Raw genomic sequence first — 22,350 nt, 5'->3', positions numbered from 1 at the left:
ACCACTGGACCGTATCGCTCTCCGGATCAGAGTAGAGGAGGCTTTCGGTGCCCAACAAGCAGTTGCTTCATTTGGTTTTTGGTGGACAGTTGGTCAGCCCGGCTTCGACCGAGTTCGTCGATCCGACCAAACTTCATATCGTCGGCATTTTCCCGAACTACGCGGAAGCTTACAAGGCTTGGCGGGGCGCCGCGGCCGCGACGATCGATGACGCCCATATGCGGTACTTCATCGTCCACATGCACCGCTTCCTTGATCCGACGAATGAGGCGCAACCCAGCTGACCTTGGAGATCGCCGGCCTCTGTTGTGGTTTAGGTTTGTTAACCAGTCTGTAATGTTTTCCGGAATAAGGTTAACGCACCCTAGCTGAGGGTGAGGCAAGTGTTCCCGACTATCGGGGTGTGGTTCCAGGCGACTGGTGGCACACCCCGCTTTCTTTTTGTCAGGGTGTCTTCGCCCGGGGGAAAGCCTTCATGCCGGTAGCTTGCTCGCCTGTCGCGTCGTCGAGCCATGGGAGCGAACGGCGGATACCTCGGGAACCGATGTGGAACGTGCCTGTTCCTCGGGCAATGGTGGGCTTCCTCCCTGTACCGCCAGGCACTCGAATGCCGCCGTGCGGGACCATCACCCGACGGCGGCTTTTTTCGCTGTCGCCGAATATGACGGGTCGGACATTTTGACTATGTGCCTCGACATCATTGCCGATGGTTTTCGTTGGCGTCGATGCGATAGCATATCGAACTTGTCGGGATTTTAGTCATCTTACGCGTGTGAAGTTGCTTCATTTTGCAGCTTTCATTTTTGCCTCTGGTGAGCCGGATAGCGCCAAATGTCTGATCAAGATAGCGAAGCCCAGATCCTCCAAGGCATACCGGACCACGAATTGCAGGACTTCCTGGCGTGGCGCGATCGCGTGCGGGATGCCAACATTTCCTCGAAGACGCTGCTCGCGACCGACTACCTGAACCATTTCAACGAGATCGTCATGCTGATCGAGATGGTTCCGGACATGCCCGACATGGTCGAGGACTGCCGCATGTGGCACCCGAAATCCTATCAGCATCACTTCCAGGATAGTGGATTCTCCGAGAAGAAGCTGGCGATCGAAGCCTACGATCATGTCCCGAACAAGTTCCGGTCACCGTTCGAGGCCACCATCGCGCAGTTGGACGCGGTGATCCTGTTCACCCTCGATCGCATGGAAGCGGCAATCGCGGCGGCCGACACCGACCGCCTGCGTTTCGAGTGCTCGACCTCGGTCGAGATGCTTCACAAGATCATGCAAGTCGCCAACGGCATCATCCATGGCACCACCCACGTCATGCAGCAGACGGAGATCGACGATTACATGGGCAAGTAGGTCCAGTTGTCGTCCAGCCATCCGGCATGGTACTACCAATCATGTCCCTCTCGATCCTCATCGGCGATGGTCGCCTCCCTGATCAAGTTCATGATGGAGCCATGCCATGGGACACCTTCGCCCGTGACAGGCTGCCGGACGGCGACCTTCTGCCGAAGCTTCTATTCGATGTTCCGCGGTATCGGTTCGAGGGCGACCTGAACGTGGCCGTCGAACTGGTCGACCGTCATGTCCAGGCGGGACGTGGCGCGCGGCCTTGCCTGATCGAGGCCGCCTCCGGACGCGTGATCAGCTATGGCCAACTGGCCGCCGACATCGACCGCGTGGCCCGTGTGCTCACCGAGGATTTCGGCCTCGTCCCCGGCAACCGGGTGCTGCTGCGATCCCCGAACTCGCCGATGCTGGTGGCCTGCTGGCTGGCCGTGGCGAAGGCGGGGGGCATCGTCGTTCCAACCATGCCTTTGCTGCGGTCCCGGGAACTGCGACTGATCTGCGCCAAGGTCCAGGTCCAGTTGGCGCTGTGCGACGACCGGTATCTGGAGGAACTTGTAGCCGTCGGCGTCGAGGACGATACCGGTCCGGTCATCCTGCCATTCGGCGACCTCGCGGGACGGATGGTGGAGAAGTCTGCGGACTTCGCCGCCCGTGCGACCGACGCCGCCGACATCTGCCTGATCGCCTTCACCTCCGGCACCACAGGCCTTCCCAAGGCGGCGGTCCATTTTCACCGCGACCTTCTGGCGGTCACGGAAGGCCTGCCGCGCCAGACGCTTGGCGCCGGACCGGATGACGTCTTCTGTGCCGGGTCATCGCTGGCGTTCACCTATGGTCTTGGGGCGGCCATGCTGTTTCCCCTGCGTCTCGGCGCCGCCAGCGTGCTGGTGGAGGCGGCAACTCCCGAGGCGCTGCTGGACGCGATCCACGATCACCGCGTCTCGCTCTGCTTCTCGGTTCCCACCGGCTACCGCGCCATGGCCGAACTGGCCCGGGATCGGCCCTTTCCAGCGCTCCGCGCCTGTGTCTCCGCGGCGGAGACGCTTCCCAGCCGAACCATGGAGGACTGGATGTCGGCGACGGGATTGCCGATCATCGACACCATCGGCTCGACCGAGATGCTCCACACCTTCATCGCCAATCCACCGGAGGCGCTGAGGCCCGGCGCCACCGGCAAGCCGTTGGAGGGGTATCAGGCGATGGTCGTGGACGACGCGTTCAGACCGCTGCCGGCGGGGCAGGTCGGGCGTCTCGCGGTCAGGGGACCGGTGGGGTGCCGGTACTTGGACGATCCGCGACAGGCCGTCTACGTGCGGGATGGCTGGAACCTGACCGGGGACGCCTTCCTGGTCGATGAGGACGGTTATTTCTGGTACCAAGGCCGCACCGACGACATGATCGTTTCCTCCGGCTACAACATCTCGGGCATCGAGATCGAGGAAGTCCTGCTGGAGCATGGTTCCGTGAGGGAATGCGCGGTCGTCGCCGCACCCGACGAGCGGCGGGGGACGATTCCGAAGGCCTTCGTCGTGATCCGGGAACCTGCCCGCGAGGGTCCGGAGTTGGCCTCCGAACTCCAAGCTTTTGTCAAGAAGCGCATCGCGCCCTATAAATATCCCCGCGAAGTTGAGTTCATGGCATCCCTGCCACGCACCGAAACCGGGAAAATCCAAAGATTCAAGCTTCGTGACATGGAGCTGGCCCGCGCCGCCGCCAGAACACCCGGTTTCTAGCTGGGTTTGATTATCATTATGTGTCCTGACGCCGGTAACTTCCCGTCAAGAATGATTGCGTAGGGTGCATGCTGAGCGATGCCGCCGTCTAGGTGCATACGGCCTAGGCGGATACGGCGCCGTCCCGTGTTTTCATGAGTCGTCCCGAGCCCATCGCGCACCTATGCCCATCGTCGTCGTCGTGGACGATCGCCGCATCAATTTGAAGATACTTTCAAAGCTGGCCGGATCGCTGGCCGCTGATATCATCGTCCACGCCTTCGCCGACCCTGTGGAGGCGCTGGACTGGACCGCCTCCAACTGTCCCGACCTCTGCATCACCGACTTCAAGATGCCGGTCCTGGACGGTGCCGCATTCATCAAGCGGTTTCGGGCCCAGCCCGACCGGACCCACGTGCCGGTCGTCGTGGTGACGGCCTTCGACGACGCGCGCCTCCGGCGGCAGGCCTTGGAGGCGGGTGCGGACGATTTCCTGCTCGGTCCGGTTGATCCTCTGGAATTTCGCGCGCGGGTGAGGACGCTTCTCACACTTCGTCGTCAACATCTGCTACTCCGTGGTCAGGGTGTCAGGGCAACCGTGGCTCGTTGCCGCGACCTTGTCGAAGTGCTGGACACAGTGCCAGCCATGGTGTCCGCTACCGGGCCGGATGGACGGTACCAGTATGTCAATCGCACATATGCCGCCGCATTGGGCGTCAGCGCCGAACGGGCGGTCGGCCGGTCGCCGGCCGATCTTCTGCCTCGGGATGGGGGAACCCGCGCGATGGCGTTGGACCGCCGCGTCGCCGCCCGGGGAGAACCGATGACACCGTTCGAGGAAGAGGTCGAAATGCCCGATGGCGTGTGCCGCACCTTGGTGACGCTCAAGACGCCAGTCCGCGATCGCGCCGGGACCATCGTGCGGATCGTCACCGTATCGATGGATGTGACGGCCCGTGCCAGGGCGCGAGACGGAGAGTGAGCATGACCGGACAGCTTCCGGACCTGACCATCGATCCGGATGGGGAGATCGAGCTACCCGCTGCCGCGCCGGGTCGGGTGCGTGGCCTGATCCTTTCCGTGGTGGCGGCGGCTTTGGGCTTGTTCATCGCGCTGGCGGTTCACGTCATGGTGGGCGATGGCGGCATGATCATGCCGGCATCGGCCGTGTCCATGATGGCTGCCGGCCCGTTCGCCTTGTCTTGGTTCGCATGGCGGAGGGATCTCCCCGCCGCTTGGCGGGAGATCGTGTTCCGATGCGCCGACGAGGTGGTCCAGGCCAACCTGAGGATCCTCGGCCTCACCGCGATGATGCTCTATGTCGCTGGTGTGACGCTGGTGTTCCAAGCCCCCGGTTCGCCGCACGTCCCCGGAATGGAGCGCGCGGAGATGGTCATGGTGATCCTTCAAGCCGGGGCATTGGGGGCTTGGATGATCCTCCTCGACCTGCTTTGGCGGCGCCGGCCTTGCCGGAAGAGACGGCTCTGGTCGATGGCGGCCGATCTGGTCTGCGTCACGGCGGTTCTCTGCGTCGGCGGTCCGGCGATGCAGGTTTGGAGTTTTTGCTATCTGGGAATGGCACTCGCGTGCGGCATGACCGATGGCCGGAATGGCTTGATCGCGGCGTCCGCCGCCGGGACCGCCGGCTTGGCCATCGTCAGCGTCCTCACGGGAGCCTTGGCCGATTTCCCTTTGCTGATCGTCGGAGTCGGCAGCGGGCTGCTGCTGCTCCCCGCGGTGGCGGCCTTCATGGAGGCTTCGGGTTTTGGCAGGACCACCCGCGCTCCCCGCCGGAGCTTCCGCATATTGCTGGCGGAGAATAGCCGATATGGCATCCGCAGCTTGCGGCGCGTGCTGGAGCGGGCGGGACACACGCTGATGATCGCCGAGAATGGAGACACGGCCCTGGACCTGCTGCACAAGGGCGGTATGGATGTCATGCTGCTCGATGTGCACCTGCGCGAACCAAACGCCTTGGATATCGTACGAATGTACCGATTCATGCGGTCGGAGGATGCCAATCTGCCGATCGTCGGAATCGTGCCGGGATTGACCGAACCGGTTCGGAAACGCTGTATCTCGGCGGGAATGAACGAGGTGTTACCGGCACCAGTCGAGGAGTTCCGTCTGCTCGAGGCGGTGGACAGACTGGGAGCGGCCTCGTTGAGCGCTCGGCAAGCCCTGGAGACCGGCGTCATCGCGTCGATCTCTTCACACCCCCGATTTTCCGCCGTCGCGGAGCCGAGCATAGACGAGGACGCACTCGACGCGCTGGAGTCGCTGGATCCGGACAATGGCTTCCTGGAAGACGTCATTTCCGTTTTCCTGACGGATGGAGCCGAATTGATCGACGCGATGGTAAAGGCGCTGAACGAAGGTGATGTGCTCAGCTTTCGTGAGCACGCCGATTCACTCGGGAGTAGCTCCACCCATATCGGAGCCATCAGACTGGTGAAGCTTCTGTCACGATGTCGCGACATGCCGACGCGCGGCTTCAAAGAGGAAGGCAACCAGCGTTTACTTCAGATCCAGGAAGAATTCCGGCGTGTCCGCACGGCGCTGCAAAGCCACGTTTGGACGCTGCATCACAGCCAATATAACTAAAAGCCAATGCCAATGATGGTTGTGGGTGCCGATCACGCCATCAGTTTGCTGAGCCGCAGGTTCCGCTTCGCCAACAAGGCTGGCAAACCATGGCCGCCCAACCAGTCATACTCGACACGGCGTTGATCGACCACCGGATCGACCGCCCTCAGTGCCTCGTCCGGAATGCCGGGGTGACACATGATGAGACCCGTGCCAACCCTGGTATCAGGCAGATCCTCGACGAACCTATCCATCAGGGTTCCGAACGGAATACGATCCGAAAAATCGTAGACGCCTCGAAAGCCTCTATTGGTGACGATCGTATGTCGTCGCGCAAGTTTACGCAAGCCTCCTGACAATATTGATATAAGAATCGTTTTGGGGATCGCGATGCCTCGCGTTGAGATTTTAGTTATCTCATCATGGCACAATCTTAAATATGTCGGAGAGCCTTTGAGTCGTGTTTCGATAGCGCGAATCACCGCCGATCGCACGATCGGAAGCTGATGGACGTGCTGGTGTCCATCGATGAAAGCGGGCGTTCGACCCAAGGCGGATTCGAAGGCGTCGATCTGGCGGTTCACCTCGGCATCGATCTCCGCGGCATCGAGTTGCCGGGTGAGGGCCAGCCGCATCAACGTGTTGAGAGGAGGCAGCCTGCCGCCCGGCGCGGTGCGAGGCATCCCTCCCAACGGCGGATGGTCGGTGAGGGTCACATGAAGTCCCAGATCCGCCTTGTCCGCATAGGGCGTCAGCCAAGTCGCGTGGTCGCGCCAGAACGGTGTCAGCGTCATGCAACTGGTGGCCGAAAGCCTGTCGCGGTCGATCAGGTCGCGGATCGCCGAACTGACGCCCGGTGAGAGCGCGTAATCGTCGGCGCATAGCACGAACGGCTTTGGCGGGGCGGGGCTGGTGGCGGTCACGATGGCTATCCGGCGAGTTGATGATCGGGAGTGGCGGGCGGGTGATAGAACCAAAGCCGCTAGACGAATGCAAACGCCCGGGTGAGGCGCTCGGCGGACGGGAGCGCGGATGTCGCGCCGTTCCCACGCCCTTGACCCCAGGCGTTTTCCTAGCCCATAAGTCATACCTCCAACGATAGAGCCGCTGGCGAGGGCATGATGGATGGGCGCAAGTTCCGGTTGGTGACGAGAAGCGACTTCGACGGGTTGGTGTGCGCCGTCCTCCTGCGCGAACTCGATATGATCGACGATATCAAGTTCGTCCATCCCAAGGACATGCAGGACGGCGCGGTGGCGTTGGGGCCAAATGACATCACGACAAACCTGCCCTATGTCGACGGTGTCCACCTCGCCTTCGATCATCACCTGAGCGAGACCATGCGGGTCGGGGCGCGCGACAATCATGTCATCGACCCCAAGGCCCCATCCGCCGCGCGGGTGGTCTTCGACCATTATGGGGGAGCCGATCGGTTCGTCCGCATATCCTCGGACATGATGGCGGCGGTCGACCAAGCCGACTCGGCGGATTATGGAATCGATGACATACTGAATCCAGTTGGCTGGACGCTTCTCAACTTCCTGATGGATCCAAGAACGGGACTCGGCCGCTTCCGGGATTTCCGGATCTCCAATTATCAGTTGATGATGGAATTGATCGAGCGGTGTAGGGACCATGACATCGCTGGCATCCTGGCTTTGCCGGACGTCACCGAACGGGTCGAACTCTACTTCGCCCAGGAGGAGTTGTTTCGCCAGCAGGTTGGCCGCATCGCGGCCGTTCATGATGACTTGATCGTGCTGGACCTGCGCGGCGAGGAGACGATTCACGCCGGTAACCGGTTCATGGTCTACGCGCTGTACCCCCGGTGCCGGGTGTCGATGCACGTCCTTTGGGGCTTGAAGCAGCAGAACACGGTCTTTTCCGTCGGAAAATCCATCCTCGACCGCGGCTCGCCAATCATGGTCGGGCCGCTCATGTTGGAATATGGCGGCGGAGGCCATGCGGCGGCCGGCACTTGCCAGGTGGACAACGACCGCGCGGAGGCGGTGAAGGCTGAATTGATCGCGAGGATATCCACGCCAATTCAAACCAGTTAATGTTCATTTAGCGAATCGTCAACCAGTCACCCGCATAGTGTCCGGGTCGCGGCCTGAATGTGGAGAGGCGGCATTTTCGATGGAGACGGTACTGTCCGGTCCCCCTGATGGCACCGTTCGGCGTACGGCGCTCCTGATCACATCCGTGGCCGCCGCCTCGGTCCTGACGACGCTCGGTCTGTCCATCATTGGCATGGATTCGTCGGCCTGGGCGTCGCTGGTCGTCATCCTGGTCGTGATCATCGCGCTGGGAGGCGTGGCCAACTTGAAACTTCGCCAACGGCTTGGCCGACGACGTGATCCGGTGCCGGATCGGGCGGCGGACGGCGAGACCGCGTCCGGCCGGCGCCTTCAAGCCATCGTCTCGTCCATCCCGGAAATGCTGATGATCAGCCGCGACGGCCTGCTCGACTATGTCAACGCCGGAGGCCTCAGGATGCTCGCCGCGTCGTCGGCGGATATCCTGCTGGCCCGTCCGGTGCTGGACATGGTGGATGGAGTCACGTCTGCGGAGATCCGCGCCCGGCTGGAACGGGCGCTGGCCGCTGGCGAGGCGTTTCCGCCCAGCGAGATCTGGGTGGCGAGGCTCGACGGAAGCTCGCTCTGCGTCGAGATCAGCGGTGTGCCGATGCCCACGTCATCCGGTGCCGAGGTCCTGCTCATCGCCCGCGACATCTCCGCCCACCGGCGGACCGAAGCGGCCCTGCGCGACGCGAAGGAACAGGCTGAACTGGCCAACCGAACCAGGAGCCAGTTCGTCGCAAACATGAGCCATGAGCTTCGCACGCCGCTGAACGCGATCATCGGTTTTTCCGAGATCATCGCGGACGAGTCATTTGGGCCAACCGGACAGCCGCTCTATACCGAGTACGCTAGGGACATTCGTGACGGCGGCCGCCACCTGCTGACCGTCATCAACGACATCCTCGATTACGCCAAGGCCGAGGATGGCAAGATGGAACTGTACGAGGACATCACCGACTTGCATGTGATCATCGGCGCCTCCGTCCGCGTCATGATTGGACGGGCGGAGAACGCCGACGTGAGGATCAGGCAGGAGATCGAGGAGAATTTGCCGCACGTGCTGGCCGACGCGATGAAACTGAAGCAGGTTCTGCTCAACTTGGTTTCCAACGCGGTCAAGTTCACCGCGCGCGGTGGCTCGGTCACGATCTCGGCCGGCTCCGCGTCCGACGGTGGGTTGGACATCGCGGTGCTCGATACCGGGATCGGCATGACCGAAGCGGAAGTCCGCGTCGCGCTCGAACCCTTCACCCAGATCGAGTCGGACCTGAACCGCAAATACGAGGGCACCGGTCTGGGGCTGCCGATCACCAACTCTCTGGTCAAACTCCATGGCGGCCGGCTGCTGATCGATAGCACCCCGGGTGTCGGCACGCGGGTCACCGTCCATCTGCCGGCCGCCAGGATCTTCCGGCAGGCGAGCCAGCCAACGCTTTCAGCCAGCTGACCGGTTCGCCGCCGCACCGTCCCTCTCGATCGTCCCGGCTATGCGACCGTCTTGGCGTCAGGCTTCAGCTCAAGCAATTTAACGACATCGCCCATTACGAACCTGTTCTGAACCGTGATCAGCCCGGCTTCGGGAAGATACGTTTCATACCGGGCCGTGTATCGCGCGGCGAAGGCGAAGTTCAGCCAAGGCGAGACCACCCGCATCATCATGCGGACGGGAGCTTTCTTCGACAGTGTGTAGTCGAGGATCCGGATCGTGCCGTCGGGTTTGCAGACTCGCCGCATCTCCCGCAGCACCGGAAGCTGCAACTCCTCCGGCAGGACGCAGAACACGAAGGTGGCCGCGATGGCGTCGAAATGGTTGTCGGGAAAATGGGTCCGTGTCAGATCCATCTCCAGGAAGTCGGCCCGGACCTCCTCCTTGAGGGCCCGCTTCCGAGCCCGCACCAGCATCCCAGGGCTGTTATCGACACCCACCACCCTGGCGTCCCGCGGATAGAAGGGAATATTGCAGCCGGTGCCGCAACCGGCGTCGAGTATCACTCCACCGGCCCCGCGAAACACATCGGCGCGTAATCGCTTCTTCCAGGAGACCTCGTAGGCTTTGTCCAGCACGTCGTAGAGGGGGGCGATCCGTTCGTACGTTTGGTAACTCACCGCACATCACCCTTCGCTGGAGATTAACTCAGTGGATGCGGTGCGGATACTCCGAGGAAGCCAGTGTTGGCAAATGAACCTTTTAATACGAGGGCTTTGAAGTCAGGCCTCCATATTTGCCACCCAGGATCACTGCATAGCGTCGATCACCGGGGATGGTGGAATGGATGCGTGACGCCTTGAGGCGCTGCCGCTCCTCGCGCAACGCCATGACTTCCTCGATCTTCCGCAGCGGCCGCAGCAGATAGGGGCTGACGTTGAGGCTCGTGGAGTCGTCCATTACGTGAATCGCCTGCCGGAAAGCTTTTGCATGAGGCGGGATAATGGCCGTCGCGGTGCGAATAGGGCAGCGCGATTAGGTCTGTTCGCCGATGCAATGACGGTTTAGCCATCCGGAAGGCGTAGTGTCCGCCGCGATCATCCATCGGCGTCACCGGATGGAGGCGGCAAGCTGGAAATAGTCAGGAACATCCCGAACTAGGTATTTATTTAAAATACATTATATTCCGAATTCGGACAGCGCCCGCTGATAAACGGCCGGATCGACATTGCCGCCGGAGCAGACCACCGCGAGCGTCCGCCCCTCGATCGCGACCTTGCCGGCGATCACGGCGGCCAGGGCGACGGCACCACCCGGCTCGACCACAAGCTTGAAGTGATCCCTGGCCACCGCCATGGCGCGACCAACCTCGGCGTCACTCACGGCGAAGCCGCCGGCGAGGTGCTCGCCATTGACCGCGAAGGTCAGGATGCCGGGAGTCGCGGCCAACAAGGCATCGCAGAAGGACGACGCTCCCGGCGTGTTCGCCAAGCGCTGGCCTGCCACCAGTGACCGCCGCGTGTCGTCGAAACCCTCCGGCTCGACCGCGAAGATCTTGGTTTCCGGCAGGCGGCCCGAGAGGGCCAGCGCGATACCGCTGATCATGCCGCCACCACCACAGGGCGCCAGCACCGCGTCGAGCGTCGCTCCCGCCGCGTCGGCCTGATCGGCGAGTTCGAGGCCGATGGTGCCCTGGCCCGCCATGACATGCGGATCGTCATAGGGACGAACCAGGGTGGCGCCGGTTTCGCTGGAGATCCGAGCGCCTATGGCTTCCCGATCCTCCGTCCAGCGATCGTAGAGCACGACTTCGGCGCCCCAGGCGCGGGTGTTGGCGATCTTGATCGCCGGCGCGTCCGACGGCATCACGATGGTCGCTTTGATACCCAGCATCCGAGCCGCGGCCGCGACGCCCTGGGCGTGATTTCCCGATGAGAAGGCGACGACGCCGTTGGCACGCTCCACCTCGGGGATCTGGCTGATGCGGTTGAACGCGCCTCGGAACTTGAAGCTACCGGTCCGTTGTAGGACTTCCGCCTTCACCAGAAGCCTGCCACCGAGTTGGTCGTTCAGAAGCGGCGATTCCAGAAGCGGCGTGACGACGGCATGGCCTTTCAGGCGCCCGGCGGCCGCGATGACATCGGCGTGGGTCGGCGGGCTGAGGCCGGGAAGGGTGGGACTGTGCGAGGATGGGGAGGAGGCGGGCATGCGGCTATCCTGGCAAGCGGGAACCTAACCGCGATCGATCGAGCCGGACAGATCGGCCAAACCACCCAGGACCAGCGCCGGAGTGCCGGGAAGCCGTTCCCGCTCGGCATCGAAGCGGTTCAACCACACGGTTTGGAAGCCGAAGCTGGCGGCTCCGGCGACATCCCAGCCGTTCGACGACACGAAGCAGATTTGCCCACGATCCAGGCCGAAGCGATCGCAAGCGAGCTGATAGACCGATCGGTGCGGTTTGTAAACGCCGACCTCCTCGACCGACAGCACCGCGTCCAGGTATCCCGCGATACCGGCGCTTTCCACCCCGGACGCCAGCATATCCGGCGTGCCGTTGGAGAGGATGGCCGTCGTCAGTCCCCTGGAGCGGAGTTCCGCCAGCACCGGCGCCACATCGGGATAGGCGTCCAGCGACAAGTAGCGCCGCATCAGCTTCTCCTTCAGCGCGTCGTCGTCCAGTCCCGCGACACCGAAAGCGTGGTCCAAGGCGTCGCGCGTGACCTGCCAGAAATCACGCCTATGGCCCATCAGGCTCAGCAGCCACGTGTATTCGAGCTGCTTGGTCCGCCACAGCCCACCCACGAGCTCCGCCTTGCCGCCCAGCTCGGCGGCCAGTCGGCCGGTCGCCGACCGGACGTCCAGCAGCGTGCCATAGGCGTCGAAGACACATGCCCCGATGCCCGAAAGCCTTTCCCGAATTGGGTTGGCCGTCACCGTTTCAGATCCTCCTCCAGGAGCAGTCTGGCGTTTCCACCGTTCATGCGGGCGCGGTAGACGTGGACCGCCTCCATCACCCTCTGGACATAGTTGCGCGTCTCGTAGATCGGAATCAACTCGATCCAGTCCACCACGTCCACACCCTCCGACCGTGGATCGCCATTGGTTTGAAGCCATTCGCGGACGCGGCCGGGGCCCGCGTTATAGCCGGCGATCGCCAGGACGTACGAGCCGTTGAAACGGTCGAGCAGTTCCCTCATGTAGGCGCTGCCGAGCGCGATGTTGTACTCCGGGTCCGCCGTCAGGCGGCTGTTGGTGTGGCGCATGCCAAGCTGGTCCGCCACCTGCTTGGCGGTGGCTGGCATCAATTGCATCAGGCCACGAGCCCCGGCGGGGCTGACGGCGTTTTGATTGAACGTGCTCTCCTGCCGGATCAGGGAGTGGACGAGCGCCGGCTCCAGCCACCCCAATTCCGGCATGCCCACCACGGGATAGCCCGAGTCCGTCAGTATCACGTCATCCTGTACCGCCTGTTTGGCGACGGAGACCGCCAAGTCCGCCCGCCCCATTTCGCGGGCGAGGCCGGCGATCAGGACGAACTCCTCCGCGAGCTTGGCATTTGCAGCCATCCTGCGGACGAAGATGCCCTCACGGTCGGCCACCGGATCGATCTGGTTGAGCATCCGCGTCAGCCTGGGCAGTTCTTTCCGGCCAAAGGCTGCGACCGCCTCGGCCGAGGGGCGGGTTTCCGCCGAGAGGGTGACGGCACGTGGGTCGCGCGAGCGCTGCTGGGCCAGTTGTCCGTAGAAGGTGGTGCCGTGCCGGGCCGCGACGCCATACCATTTGCGGGCGTCATCCTGCCGATTGAGGGCTTCGGCCGCGCGCCCCGCCCAATAGGCGCCGCGCGACTGGCTGATCGGAGCGCTGACACCGGAGTAGAGCCGTTCGAAATGCTTCAAGGCCTCGCGCGGCTGATTGGTGAAGCGGAGCGCTAGCCAGCCCGCCAGGAATTCGGCCTGGGCCATCGGCAGGCCGTCCTTCTGCGCGTGATCGGCCGCGATCCGGTAGGCCTCGGCATAGGCGCCCCGCTCGATGGCGCGGCGTGCCAGGATGTGCATTTCGGCCCACCACGCGGCTGGGCGTCCCATGTCGGCCGGCTTGTTCATCACGATCTCGAGCGCGCCGGCATCCATGTCCTTGCGACGGCGCCAGCGGGCGCGCTCGTAGAGCAATCCAGGATCGGCCCGCAGGCTGGGCGGAACCTTGTTCAGGATGGCGTCGATGTTCCCCTTCCTCATGCCCGCCATATGGAACCGGGCCTCCGCCAAGGCTTGGTGGCCGGATCCGACGACGGGGTACATGCGGCGGGCGGCACCCTCCTCGCCGTCCCATACCAGCCGGTCGAACCGGGCGAGATGGTCGCGCTGGCGGAGCAGGTCGCCGAAGCGGGCGCGGAAGTCCAGTTCCTCGGTGACGCCCATTCCACCGGCGATCCAGCGCTCGCGGACCAGGTCCGCCGCGCGGGCCGTATTGCCGTCGTTCAGCAGGACGGTCGCGTAGCGCGCCGCCCCGCCGCCGGTCAGCGGCGGATATGCCTCGAACCACGTCTTGACCTCGGAGGCGGGCATCCAGACCGGCATCGCCACTTCGGCGTTGCGGCGGAGCGTGTTCAGGTTTGGCCATTCGGGGTTCTGCCGGATGAACGCGGCGATGGTCTCGAAACCGGCGGTGGTCTCCGGACGCGCCATATCGAGCCACTGGATCACCTTGGCCGGCAGTCGTTCTCGCGCCTGCGACGCCACGGCTCCGGCCTCGTCCCAGCGTCCCGCCTCGGCGGCCTTGAAGGCGGCCCGATAGAGCTGGAGATCGCGTTCGTCCAACTCCGCCGCCGCGGCGCCGGACAGCCCGGCGCCAGCCACCAAGGCGCACAATACCATCGTACGCAGATGGCGGGCGCACTTGCCGTACCAGCCCGCTGCGGCTAATGTGCCTGCCTCAATCGTTGTGCCGGTACGGAGGTTGGCATGTTCACAGGTTCCATCGTCGCGCTCTTGACGCCTTTCAAGAACGGCAAAGTCGACGAGAAAGCCTTCCAATCCTTCGTTGATTGGCAGATCGTCCAAGGCACCCACGGGCTCGTTCCGGTCGGCACGACCGGCGAATCGCCGACCCTGAGCCACGAGGAGCACCGGCGCGTCGTCGATCTCTGCATCGAGGCGGCGGCTGGGCGCGTTCCGGTCATCGCCGGCGCCGGCTCCAATTCGACCGCCGAGGCGATCGAATTCACCCGCCACGCCAAGAAGGCGGGCGCGGATGCCGTGCTCAGCGTCACGCCCTATTACAACAAGCCCACGCAGGAAGGTCTGTATCAGCATTACAAGGCGATCCATGACGCTGTCGAAATTCCGATCATCATTTACAACATACCGGGTCGGAGCGTGGTCGACATGACGGTCGCCACAATGGCGCGTCTGGCGAAGCTGCCCAATATCGTCGGCGTCAAGGATGCCACAGCCGATTTGACCAGACCGTTAAGAACGCGCGTCGAGATCGGTCCCGAATTCTGCCAGCTGAGCGGCGAGGACGCCACCGTCGTGGGATATCTGGCGCAGGGTGGTCATGGTTGCATCTCCGTCACCGCCAATGTGGCGCCGGCCCAGTGCAGCCAACTGCACGCGGCTTGGCAGGCCAAGGATTGGCCGACGGTCGAGCGGCTGCGCGACCAGCTGATGCCGCTGCACCACGCGATCTTCCTGGAAACCAGCCCCTCGCCGGTCAAATACGCCGCCAGTCTGCTGGGCCTGTGCTCCGAGGAGGTTCGGTTGCCGGTGGTGCCGGTGACCGACGCCACGAAGACGGCGGTGCGCGAGGCGATGGTCAAGGCCGGCGTGCTGAACTGATACCCTACTTGGTTCGGCGGATCGCTCCCTCGGGAGTGGTCCGCCAAGCCGAGCTGGCGACGGAATAAGAAGAAAGTAGAGGATACCCCATGGCTCAGCCGGGGCCTGTAACGAGCCGCATGGTGGCTCAAAATCGCCGCGCCCGGTTCGATTACTTCATCGACGACACGCTCGAGGCTGGGATCGCGCTGTTGGGCACCGAGGTCAAGTCGCTGCGCTCCGGCAAAGCGAGCATTGGCGAGTCCTATGCCGGTGCGCAGAACGGCGGACTTTATCTGGTCAATTCCTACATTCCGGAATATCAGCTGGCTGGCCAGTATTTCCAGCATGAGCCGAAGCGGCCGCGCAAGCTGCTGGTGCACAAGCGCGAGATGAACAAGATGATGGGGGCGATGAAGCGCGATGGCGTGACCATCGTCCCCCTGTCGATCTATTTCAACGCGCGGGGCATCGCCAAGGTCGAGTTGGGGATCGCGCGCGGCAAGAAGAAGGTCGACAAGCGCGCTTCTGAGAAGGAGCGGGATTGGCAGCGAGACAAGGCGCGTGTCATGCGCGGCAAGGGCAAGGACGTCGACTGAGCAGCGGTCAAGCCGCGAGATCGAACGGAACCATGCCCGCCCGGCGCGGTTGGAGCCTCCAACGGAAAGACTGAAGGAGGCGACATGCGCGCGCTGGTTTGGCACGGCAAGGAAGATGTTCGGATCGACACGGTCCCTGATCCGAAAATCGTTAATCCGCGCGACGCGGTGATCAAGGTGACGTCGACCGCGATCTGCGGATCGGATCTCCATCTGTATAACGGCTATATTCCCTCCTTGAAGTCGGGAGACATCCTGGGTCACGAGTTCATGGGTGAGGTGGTCGAGGTTGGCACGGAAACCGGTAACCTCAAGGTCGGCGATCGGGTCGTCATCCCCTTCACGATCGCTTGCGGTCATTGTTATTTCTGTGATCATGACTTGTATTCGCTGTGCGATAACTCAAATCCCAACGCGGAGATGACGTCCAAGGTGATGGGACAGTCACCCTCGGGTTTGTTCGGCTATACCCATCTGTTCGGCGGCTACGCCGGTGGACAAGCAGAATACGTCCGCGTTCCCTACGCCGACATCGGGCCCTACAAGGTTCCGAACGGCTTGACCGACGATCAGGTGCTGTTCCTGACGGACATCTTCCCAACTGGGTACATGGCGGCGGAGAATGCCGACATCGAACCGGGCGACGTCGTCGCAGTCTGGGGCTGCGGACCGGTCGCCCAGTTCGCGATCCGCAGCGCCTTCATGTTGGGCGCCGAACAAGTGATCGCGATCGACCGTATCTCCGAGCGCTTGGCGATGGCGCGGGATGGTGGCGCGATAACGATCAATTTCGATGAGGAGGATGTCCACGACCGCCTGATGGAATTGACCGGCGGTCGCGGCCCAGACGGCTGCATCGACGCGGTCGGCATGGAAGCCCATGGCGGAGGCAGCGTGGATGCCGTCTATGACAGGGTGAAGTTCGCGGCGTTCATGACGACGGATCGGGCGCATGCACTGCGCCAAGCCATTCTGGCTTGCCGGAAGGGAGGTACGGTTTCCTTGGCCGGCGTCTATGGTGGCGTGGTGGATAAGATCCCGATGGGTGCGGCCTTCAACAAGGGGCTGAAGTTCAAGATGGGGCAGACACACGTTCACAAATATCTGCCACGCCTGATGAGGCACATCGAGGACGGCGATCTGGATCCCAGCTTCGTGATCACCCACAAGGTGCCGCTGGACAAGGCGCCGGATGGCTATCGCACATTCCGGGACAAGAAGGACAACTGCATCAAGGTCGTCCTCAAGCCATAGTCCGAGTGGCTGTTCGACAGCACAAAATAAAACACCGGACGGGCCAACCGTCCGGTGTTCTCATATCCGCGGGACCGAGTCGAGCTTTACCGTCGGGCTCAGGCGTTTTCGTACAGATTGCCGTGGGGATCGCCACCCGGCGGGTCGCGGTGCTGGTGCACACGGGCGATCGATGGCGACAAATCCTGAAGTTCGATGAAATTATCCGCTTGGCGCCGCAACTCATCCGCCACCATCGGCGGCTGGCTGCGGACCGTGCTGATCACCGAAACGCGGACACCCTTGCGCTGCACGGCATCGACAAGCCTGCGGAAATCGCCATCGCCGGAGAAAAGCAGGATATGATCGACATGTTCGGCCATTTCCATCACGTCGATGGCCAACTCTATGTCCATGTTTCCCTTGATCTTCCGGCGACCGGACGCGTCGGTGAATTCCTTGGTCGGCTTCGTCACCATGGTATAACCATTGTAATCAAGCCAATCCACGAGCGGTCTAATCGGGGAGTACTCCTGGTCCTCGACTAGGGCTGTATAGTAAAAGGCACGAACAAGGCGACCTTTGGATGCGAACAGGTCAAGCAAGCGCTTATAATCGATATCGAAGCCCAGCGCTCTCGCCGCCGCGTACAAATTCGCGCCGTCAATGAACATTGCGATACGTTCTTCTTGATAGAAAATCATCTTAGTACCTTTTGGACTATAATGGTTGTCACTACCCGGTCGATTTCTTTTTCCGCTCCGGTCCGCTATGCAGGAGGGTCTTTAATGCCGCACTGGACACGATGTAGAGATAGGGCAATGCTTCCAAGCAGACAAGAGGTTCCCTTCAGGTGATGACGAAAGTGATTTTCATCGCATTAGGATCAAACCTTTCCAGTGATGTGCTTGGCTCGCCGAAAGACATATGCGAAGCCGCGCTGAGGGCTTTGGAGGATCGTGGAATCTCAGTCACCAGCCGCTCGCGCTGGTTTCGGACGGCTCCGGTCCCAGTATCCGATCAACCTTGGTTTGTTAACGGTGTGGTTGCCGTTGGCACCGATCTGCCACCGGCCGACCTGCTCTCGATACTTCACGAGATCGAGGCGGAGTTCGGGCGCACCCGGAAAATCAGGAACGAGGCCCGGTTGCTGGACCTCGACCTGATCGCCTACGGGGATCTGGTGACCGACGGGCGGAACGCCGACGACGGAACCGGGCCGATCTTGCCGCATCCCCGGATGCGCGAACGGGCGTTCGTGCTGCTGCCGCTGGCCGATATCGCGCCCAACTGGCGCCATCCCCAAACCGGGGAGGCCATCGCCGACTTGATCGACGGGCTGCCGGCCGACCAACGGGCGGAACCGCGGCCCTGACGACTCCTTTGGTAAGCGTCGGTGAGCTCGGCCCGCCGTGTCGGAGGGCGCCGTCGCCCTTGCTTCGCTTGAATGCAATCCGTATATAGAAAAGCTTGGCATATAGTTGGAGTTTGCCCGTAATGGCACGCGTAACCGTTGAAGATTGCGTCCTCAAGATTCCAAATCGTTTCGAGCTGGTGATGATGGCCGCCCAACGGGCTCGGGACGTCGCCACCGGCGCCTCCCTGTCGATCGACCGCGACAACGACAAGAACCCCGTCGTGGCGCTCCGTGAGATCGCCGACGAGACGATCGGTCTCGACGACCTGCGCAATGCGCTGATCCGCGGTCACCAGAAGGTGGTCGAGGCGGATGAGCCGGAGGACGACATCGTCGAGCTGATGGCGGGCGAGCAAGCCTGGGCCCAGCAGATGACCGGCGTCGATGACGACATGGCCGGCGACGAGCTGGGTGCCGACGGGGATGTGGAGGAGGGCGATGACGTCCTGTCCGACATCGAGGAGGAGCCTGGCATCGATGTCGACAGCGAGGAGGGCCAGTTGGTCGATCGCGACGTCGATGACGTGGGCAAGGCCTACGAATAGGTACAACCTCCTTCGGGATCGGTGGCCTCATGGCGGGCTGGGGTGGTGGAGGATTGCCGTTCGAGTGTGCGAGATCCGACGAATGACACCGCTGTTCGCCGCGGGTGAGGGCCGATGATCCGGCAGTACGAGCTTGTCGAACGCGTCAAGGCGTATGATCCCAACGCGGATGAGGATGCCCTCAACCGCGCGTACGTCTTTTCCATGCGCGCTCATGGCTCTCAGACGCGCGCGAATGGGGACCCCTACTTCTCGCATCCGCTTGAGGTCGCCGGCATCCTCACGCAGATGAAGCTGGATACCGCCTCGATCGTGACGGCTCTGCTGCACGACACGGTCGAGGATACGGTGGCGACGCTGGAGGATGTCCAGCGGCTGTTCGGCCCGGACATCGCCAAGCTGGTGGACGGCGTGACCAAGCTGTCGCGCATCGAGCTTCAGAATATCGAGACACAGACCGACCAAGCCAAGCAGGCGGAGAACTTCCGCAAGCTGGTGCTCGCCATGTCGGAGGACATCCGCGTCCTGCTGGTCAAGCTGGCCGACCGCGTCCACAACATGCGGACCCTGGCGTATCTGAAGGATCCGGAGAAGCGCAAGCGCATCGCGCGCGAGACGCTGGAGATCTACGCGCCGCTCGCCGAGCGCATCGGCATCCACAAGATGAAGGACGAGCTGGAGGACCTCTCGTTCGCCGAGCTGAACCCGGACGCGCGCGACAGCATCCTCGCCCGGCTGTCCTTTCTCCGCACGGCGGAGGGTGGACTGGTCGGTCGCGTCCTGGAGGAGCTTCGCCATACCCTGGCGGAGTACGGTTTGCCGAACGCGACGGTCACCGGACGCGAGAAGACCGCCTATTCGATCTGGCGCAAGATGCAGCGCAAGAACGTGGCGTTCGAGCAGCTCTCGGACATCATGGCGTTCCGCGTCATGGTCGATTCGATCGAGCAATGCTACCAGGCCCTGGGCGTGATCCACGCCCGCTATCCCGTCGTGCCGGGCCGGTTCAAGGATTACATCTCGACGCCCAAGCCGAACGGCTATCGCAGCATCCACACCTCGGTCATCGGACCGGAGCGGCAGAGGATCGAGGCGCAGATCCGCACCAACGACATGCACGAGGTCGCGGAACTGGGTGTCGCGGCCCATTGGGCGTACAAGCAGAACCATCAGCGCACCGAAGGCCGCCAGTATCGCTGGCTGCGTGAGCTTCTGGATATCCTGGAGCACGCCCAGAAGCCGGAGGAGTTCCTGGAGCACACCAAGCTGGAGCTGTTCCAGGATCAGGTGTTCTGCTTCACGCCCAAGGGTGACCTCATCGCGCTGCCGCGGGGCGCCACGCCGGTCGACTTCGCCTATGCCGTCCATAGCCAGATCGGCGACACCTGCGTCGGCGCCAAGGTCAACGGCCGCATGCTGCCGCTGCGCAGCCAGTTGCAGAATGGCGATCAGGTCGAGATCTTCACGTCCAAGGCGCAGACCCCGTCGCCGACCTGGGAACGTTTCGTCGTCACCGGCAAGGCGCGGGCGCGCATCCGCCGCTTCATTCGGACCCAGCAGCGCTCGCAATACATCGACCTCGGCAAGGCGCTGCTTCAGAAGCTGTTCCGCCAGGAGAGCTACGAGTTCTCCGACAAGGCTGTGGATGGCGTCATCAAGATCTTCCAGGCGGCGTCGGTCGACGACCTGTTCGCCAGTGTCGGCGCCGGCATGCAGTCGGCTCGGGAGGTGTTCAACGCCGTCTTTCCCGGTCACAAGGCGATCGTGGAGCGTGAAGACAAGGTCATCCCGATCAGCAGGTCGGCCAAGGCGAAGGGCAAGAAGGACGTTCCGCTCCCGATCCGCGGCCTGATACCGGGCATGGCGGTCCATTACGCCGGTTGCTGCCATCCCCTGCCGGGCGATCGCATCGTCGGCATCGTCACCACCGGCAAGGGCGTCACCATCCACACGATCGATTGCGAGACGCTGGAGAGCTTCACCGAGACGCCGGAACGCTGGATCGACGTCGGATGGGACAGCGGCGGCGACGCCGCAGAGGATCATGTCGGCCGCATCACTGTCATCATCGCCAACGAGGCCGGCAGCCTCGGCACGCTCTCCACGGTGATCGGCAAGAACGGCGGCAACATCACGAACCTCAAGATCACCAGCCGCAACACCGATTTCTTCGAGATGCTGATCGATATCGACGTCAAGGACGTCAAGCATCTGACGAACATCATCGCGGCGCTTCGCGCCACGCCCGTGATCAATTCGGTCGATCGCGCGCGTGGACGGTGACTCCAAAGGTTCAACGCTCCATATGGAGCGCGCGGCGCCTCGGCCTGGATACCGCGCGCCGCCGCGACTTGGAGCCCTGAGATGAAACGCGACCTGCGCCTTGGCGTGAACATCGACCACGTGGCGACCGTGCGCAACGCGCGTGGCGGCCGTCACCCGGACCCCGTCAGGGCGGCATTGGCGGCGGAACGGGCGGGAGCCGACGGCATCACCGCCCACCTGCGCGAGGACCGGCGCCATATCATCGATGGCGACATCGATCGGTTGATGGCGGAGATCAGGCTGCCTTTGAATCTGGAGATGGCGGCGACCGACGAGATGGTTCGGATCGCGCTTGGGCACCGGCCGCACGCCGCCTGCATCGTTCCGGAGCGGCGCGCCGAACGGACGACCGAGGGCGGTCTGGATGTCGTTGGGAACAAGGCGGCTCTGGAGCCGATGATCGGGGAACTGCGCGCCGCCGGTATCCGCGTCTCACTGTTCATCGCGCCCGATCCGGTCCAGTTGGATGCCGCCGTCGCGGTGGGCGCCCCGGTGGTCGAACTCCACACGGGAGCCTATTGCGACGCGGAAACCGACGGCGCGAGATCGCTCGAACTCGACCGGATCACGACCGCCGCCGCCCATGCGGAGGCGATCGGGCTGGAATGCCACGCGGGCCATGGGCTCGACTTCGACACGGTCAGGGCCATCGCGCGGATCCCGACGATCGTTGAATTGAACATCGGCCACTTCCTGGTCGGCGAGGCGATCTTCGGCGGGCTCGACGCCTCCATCAAGCGCATGCGCGCCCTGATGGACGAGGGGAGGCGGACCGCATGATCCTCGGCATCGGCAATGACCTGATCGACATCCGGCGCATCGAGCGCACCCTTGAACGGTATGGCGACCGCTTCCTCGATCGCGTCTTCACCGACCTGGAGCGCCGCAAGTCCGATCGGCGCAACCAGCGCGCGGCCAGCTACGCCAAGCGGTTCGCCGCCAAGGAGGCCTGCGCCAAGGCGCTGGGCACCGGATTGAACCGGGGCGTCTATTGGCGCGACATGGGGGTGGTCAACCTGCCCGGCGGTCAGCCGACGATGTCCCTGACCGGTGGCGCGCTCAAGCGGCTGGGCGAGATCACCCCGCCCGGCATGACACCCGTGATACATCTGACCTTGACCGACGACGTGCCTTTGGCGCAAGCCATCGTCATCATATCGGCCGTACCGGCTGGCGGAGCGCCCCAGGACGGCTCCGCCGCCGGTTCCGCCGACACCCCAACCTGACCGCCACGGAGCAGCCGCCCGCGGG

The 22,350-nt window shown here is 63.1% G+C and carries 22 protein-coding genes; 15 read left to right on the top strand and 7 right to left on the bottom strand.

Going from position 1 to position 22,350, the window contains the following annotated elements:
• Window positions 1-47: 47 nt before the first annotated feature.
• The 5 genes from N825_RS12580 (at window position 48) to N825_RS12560 (ending at window position 5,672) form a co-directional block, all read left to right on the top strand.
• A complete protein-coding gene (locus N825_RS12580) occupies window positions 48-284 on the top strand; it encodes a DUF4170 domain-containing protein (RefSeq protein ID WP_037451970.1) in 237 nt (78 codons plus the stop codon).
• Between the two features lie 547 nt (window positions 285-831).
• Complete coding sequence (locus tag N825_RS12575) at window positions 832-1,362, top strand: hypothetical protein (RefSeq protein ID WP_051512237.1); 531 nt, start codon at window positions 832-834, stop codon at window positions 1,360-1,362.
• Between the two features lie 101 nt (window positions 1,363-1,463).
• Entirely contained in the window at window positions 1,464-3,089 is a 1,626-nt protein-coding gene (locus N825_RS12570) for an AMP-binding protein (RefSeq protein WP_037451968.1), read from the top strand.
• 163 nt (window positions 3,090-3,252) lie between these two features.
• The gene (locus N825_RS12565; protein WP_051512234.1) at window positions 3,253-4,050 is read left to right on the top strand and encodes a response regulator; all 798 of its coding nucleotides are present in this window, start codon (window positions 3,253-3,255) and stop codon (window positions 4,048-4,050) included.
• Window positions 4,051-4,052: 2 nt separating this feature from the next.
• A complete protein-coding gene (locus N825_RS12560) occupies window positions 4,053-5,672 on the top strand; it encodes a response regulator (protein ID WP_157619139.1) in 1,620 nt (539 codons plus the stop codon).
• A 32-nt stretch (window positions 5,673-5,704) separates the two neighbouring features.
• Here N825_RS12560 and N825_RS12555 read toward each other — a convergent pair whose 3' ends face one another.
• Window positions 5,705-6,577, bottom strand: a complete 873-nt coding sequence (locus tag N825_RS12555; protein WP_245613093.1) for a ChbG/HpnK family deacetylase — start codon at window positions 6,575-6,577, stop codon at window positions 5,705-5,707.
• Window positions 6,578-6,772: 195 nt separating this feature from the next.
• Here N825_RS12555 and N825_RS12550 point away from each other — a divergent pair, with 195 nt between their 5' ends.
• Window positions 6,773-7,714 (top strand): exopolyphosphatase, encoded by a 942-nt coding sequence (locus tag N825_RS12550; protein WP_037451963.1) that lies wholly within the window; start codon window positions 6,773-6,775, stop codon window positions 7,712-7,714.
• Window positions 7,715-7,793: 79 nt separating this feature from the next.
• Window positions 7,794-9,185: a sensor histidine kinase gene (locus tag N825_RS36475; RefSeq protein ID WP_084164685.1), complete on the top strand. Its 1,392-nt coding sequence runs from the start codon at window positions 7,794-7,796 to the stop codon at window positions 9,183-9,185.
• A 38-nt stretch (window positions 9,186-9,223) separates the two neighbouring features.
• Here N825_RS36475 and N825_RS12540 read toward each other — a convergent pair whose 3' ends face one another.
• From N825_RS12540 to N825_RS40325, 5 genes are all read right to left on the bottom strand, one after another.
• Window positions 9,224-9,844 (bottom strand): class I SAM-dependent methyltransferase, encoded by a 621-nt coding sequence (locus N825_RS12540; protein ID WP_037451961.1) that lies wholly within the window; start codon window positions 9,842-9,844, stop codon window positions 9,224-9,226.
• 82 nt (window positions 9,845-9,926) lie between these two features.
• Window positions 9,927-10,124 carry a hypothetical protein gene (locus N825_RS12535; protein WP_037451958.1) on the bottom strand — a complete coding sequence of 66 codons (198 nt, stop codon included), beginning with the start codon at window positions 10,122-10,124 and terminating at the stop codon, window positions 9,927-9,929.
• Window positions 10,125-10,343: 219 nt separating this feature from the next.
• Window positions 10,344-11,372: a threonine ammonia-lyase gene (locus tag N825_RS12530; RefSeq protein ID WP_037451955.1), complete on the bottom strand. Its 1,029-nt coding sequence runs from the start codon at window positions 11,370-11,372 to the stop codon at window positions 10,344-10,346.
• 24 nt (window positions 11,373-11,396) lie between these two features.
• Complete coding sequence (locus N825_RS12525) at window positions 11,397-12,098, bottom strand: haloacid dehalogenase type II (protein ID WP_245613092.1); 702 nt, start codon at window positions 12,096-12,098, stop codon at window positions 11,397-11,399.
• Window positions 12,095-14,020, bottom strand: a complete 1,926-nt coding sequence (locus N825_RS40325; protein WP_245613101.1) for a lytic transglycosylase domain-containing protein — start codon at window positions 14,018-14,020, stop codon at window positions 12,095-12,097. The genes N825_RS12525 and N825_RS40325 overlap by 4 nt, the downstream gene beginning before the upstream one ends.
• A gap of 105 nt (window positions 14,021-14,125) precedes the next feature.
• Here N825_RS40325 and dapA point away from each other — a divergent pair, with 105 nt between their 5' ends.
• The 3 genes from dapA to N825_RS12505 all read left to right on the top strand — a co-directional run bounded on the left by dapA (window position 14,126) and on the right by N825_RS12505 (window position 16,833).
• Entirely contained in the window at window positions 14,126-15,001 is an 876-nt protein-coding gene (gene dapA, locus N825_RS12515; protein ID WP_037451949.1) for a 4-hydroxy-tetrahydrodipicolinate synthase, read from the top strand.
• 89 nt (window positions 15,002-15,090) lie between these two features.
• On the top strand, window positions 15,091-15,579 hold the full coding sequence (gene smpB / locus N825_RS12510; protein WP_037451946.1) for an SsrA-binding protein SmpB: 489 nt from the start codon (window positions 15,091-15,093) through the stop codon (window positions 15,577-15,579).
• 84 nt (window positions 15,580-15,663) lie between these two features.
• Entirely contained in the window at window positions 15,664-16,833 is a 1,170-nt protein-coding gene (locus tag N825_RS12505; RefSeq protein ID WP_037451943.1) for a zinc-dependent alcohol dehydrogenase, read from the top strand.
• Window positions 16,834-16,931: 98 nt separating this feature from the next.
• Here the strand turns inward: N825_RS12505 and N825_RS12500 are convergent, their stop codons facing one another.
• Complete coding sequence (locus N825_RS12500; protein WP_051512223.1) at window positions 16,932-17,516, bottom strand: LabA-like NYN domain-containing protein; 585 nt, start codon at window positions 17,514-17,516, stop codon at window positions 16,932-16,934.
• Between the two features lie 152 nt (window positions 17,517-17,668).
• On the opposite strand from N825_RS12500, the gene folK reads away from it, so the two are divergent.
• From folK to acpS, 5 genes are all read left to right on the top strand, one after another.
• Window positions 17,669-18,187 (top strand): 2-amino-4-hydroxy-6-hydroxymethyldihydropteridine diphosphokinase, encoded by a 519-nt coding sequence (folK, locus tag N825_RS12495; protein WP_037451941.1) that lies wholly within the window; start codon window positions 17,669-17,671, stop codon window positions 18,185-18,187.
• 122 nt (window positions 18,188-18,309) lie between these two features.
• A complete protein-coding gene (gene rpoZ / locus N825_RS12490; protein ID WP_037451938.1) occupies window positions 18,310-18,774 on the top strand; it encodes a DNA-directed RNA polymerase subunit omega in 465 nt (154 codons plus the stop codon).
• A 114-nt stretch (window positions 18,775-18,888) separates the two neighbouring features.
• A complete protein-coding gene (locus N825_RS12485) occupies window positions 18,889-21,057 on the top strand; it encodes a RelA/SpoT family protein (protein ID WP_037451936.1) in 2,169 nt (722 codons plus the stop codon).
• Between the two features lie 81 nt (window positions 21,058-21,138).
• On the top strand, window positions 21,139-21,879 hold the full coding sequence (locus tag N825_RS12480) for a pyridoxine 5'-phosphate synthase (RefSeq protein ID WP_037451933.1): 741 nt from the start codon (window positions 21,139-21,141) through the stop codon (window positions 21,877-21,879).
• Window positions 21,876-22,325, top strand: coding sequence for a holo-ACP synthase (gene acpS, locus N825_RS12475; protein WP_051512220.1), 450 nt, complete (start codon window positions 21,876-21,878; stop codon window positions 22,323-22,325). The genes N825_RS12480 and acpS overlap by 4 nt, the downstream gene beginning before the upstream one ends.
• Window positions 22,326-22,350: the final 25 nt, after the last annotated feature.

The sequence above is a fragment of the Skermanella stibiiresistens SB22 genome (assembly GCF_000576635.1).
Lineage (GTDB): Bacteria > Pseudomonadota > Alphaproteobacteria > Azospirillales > Azospirillaceae > Skermanella > Skermanella stibiiresistens.
The sequence above is the reverse complement of the archived record's forward strand: the minus strand, read 5'-3'. Positions and strand labels throughout refer to the sequence as shown.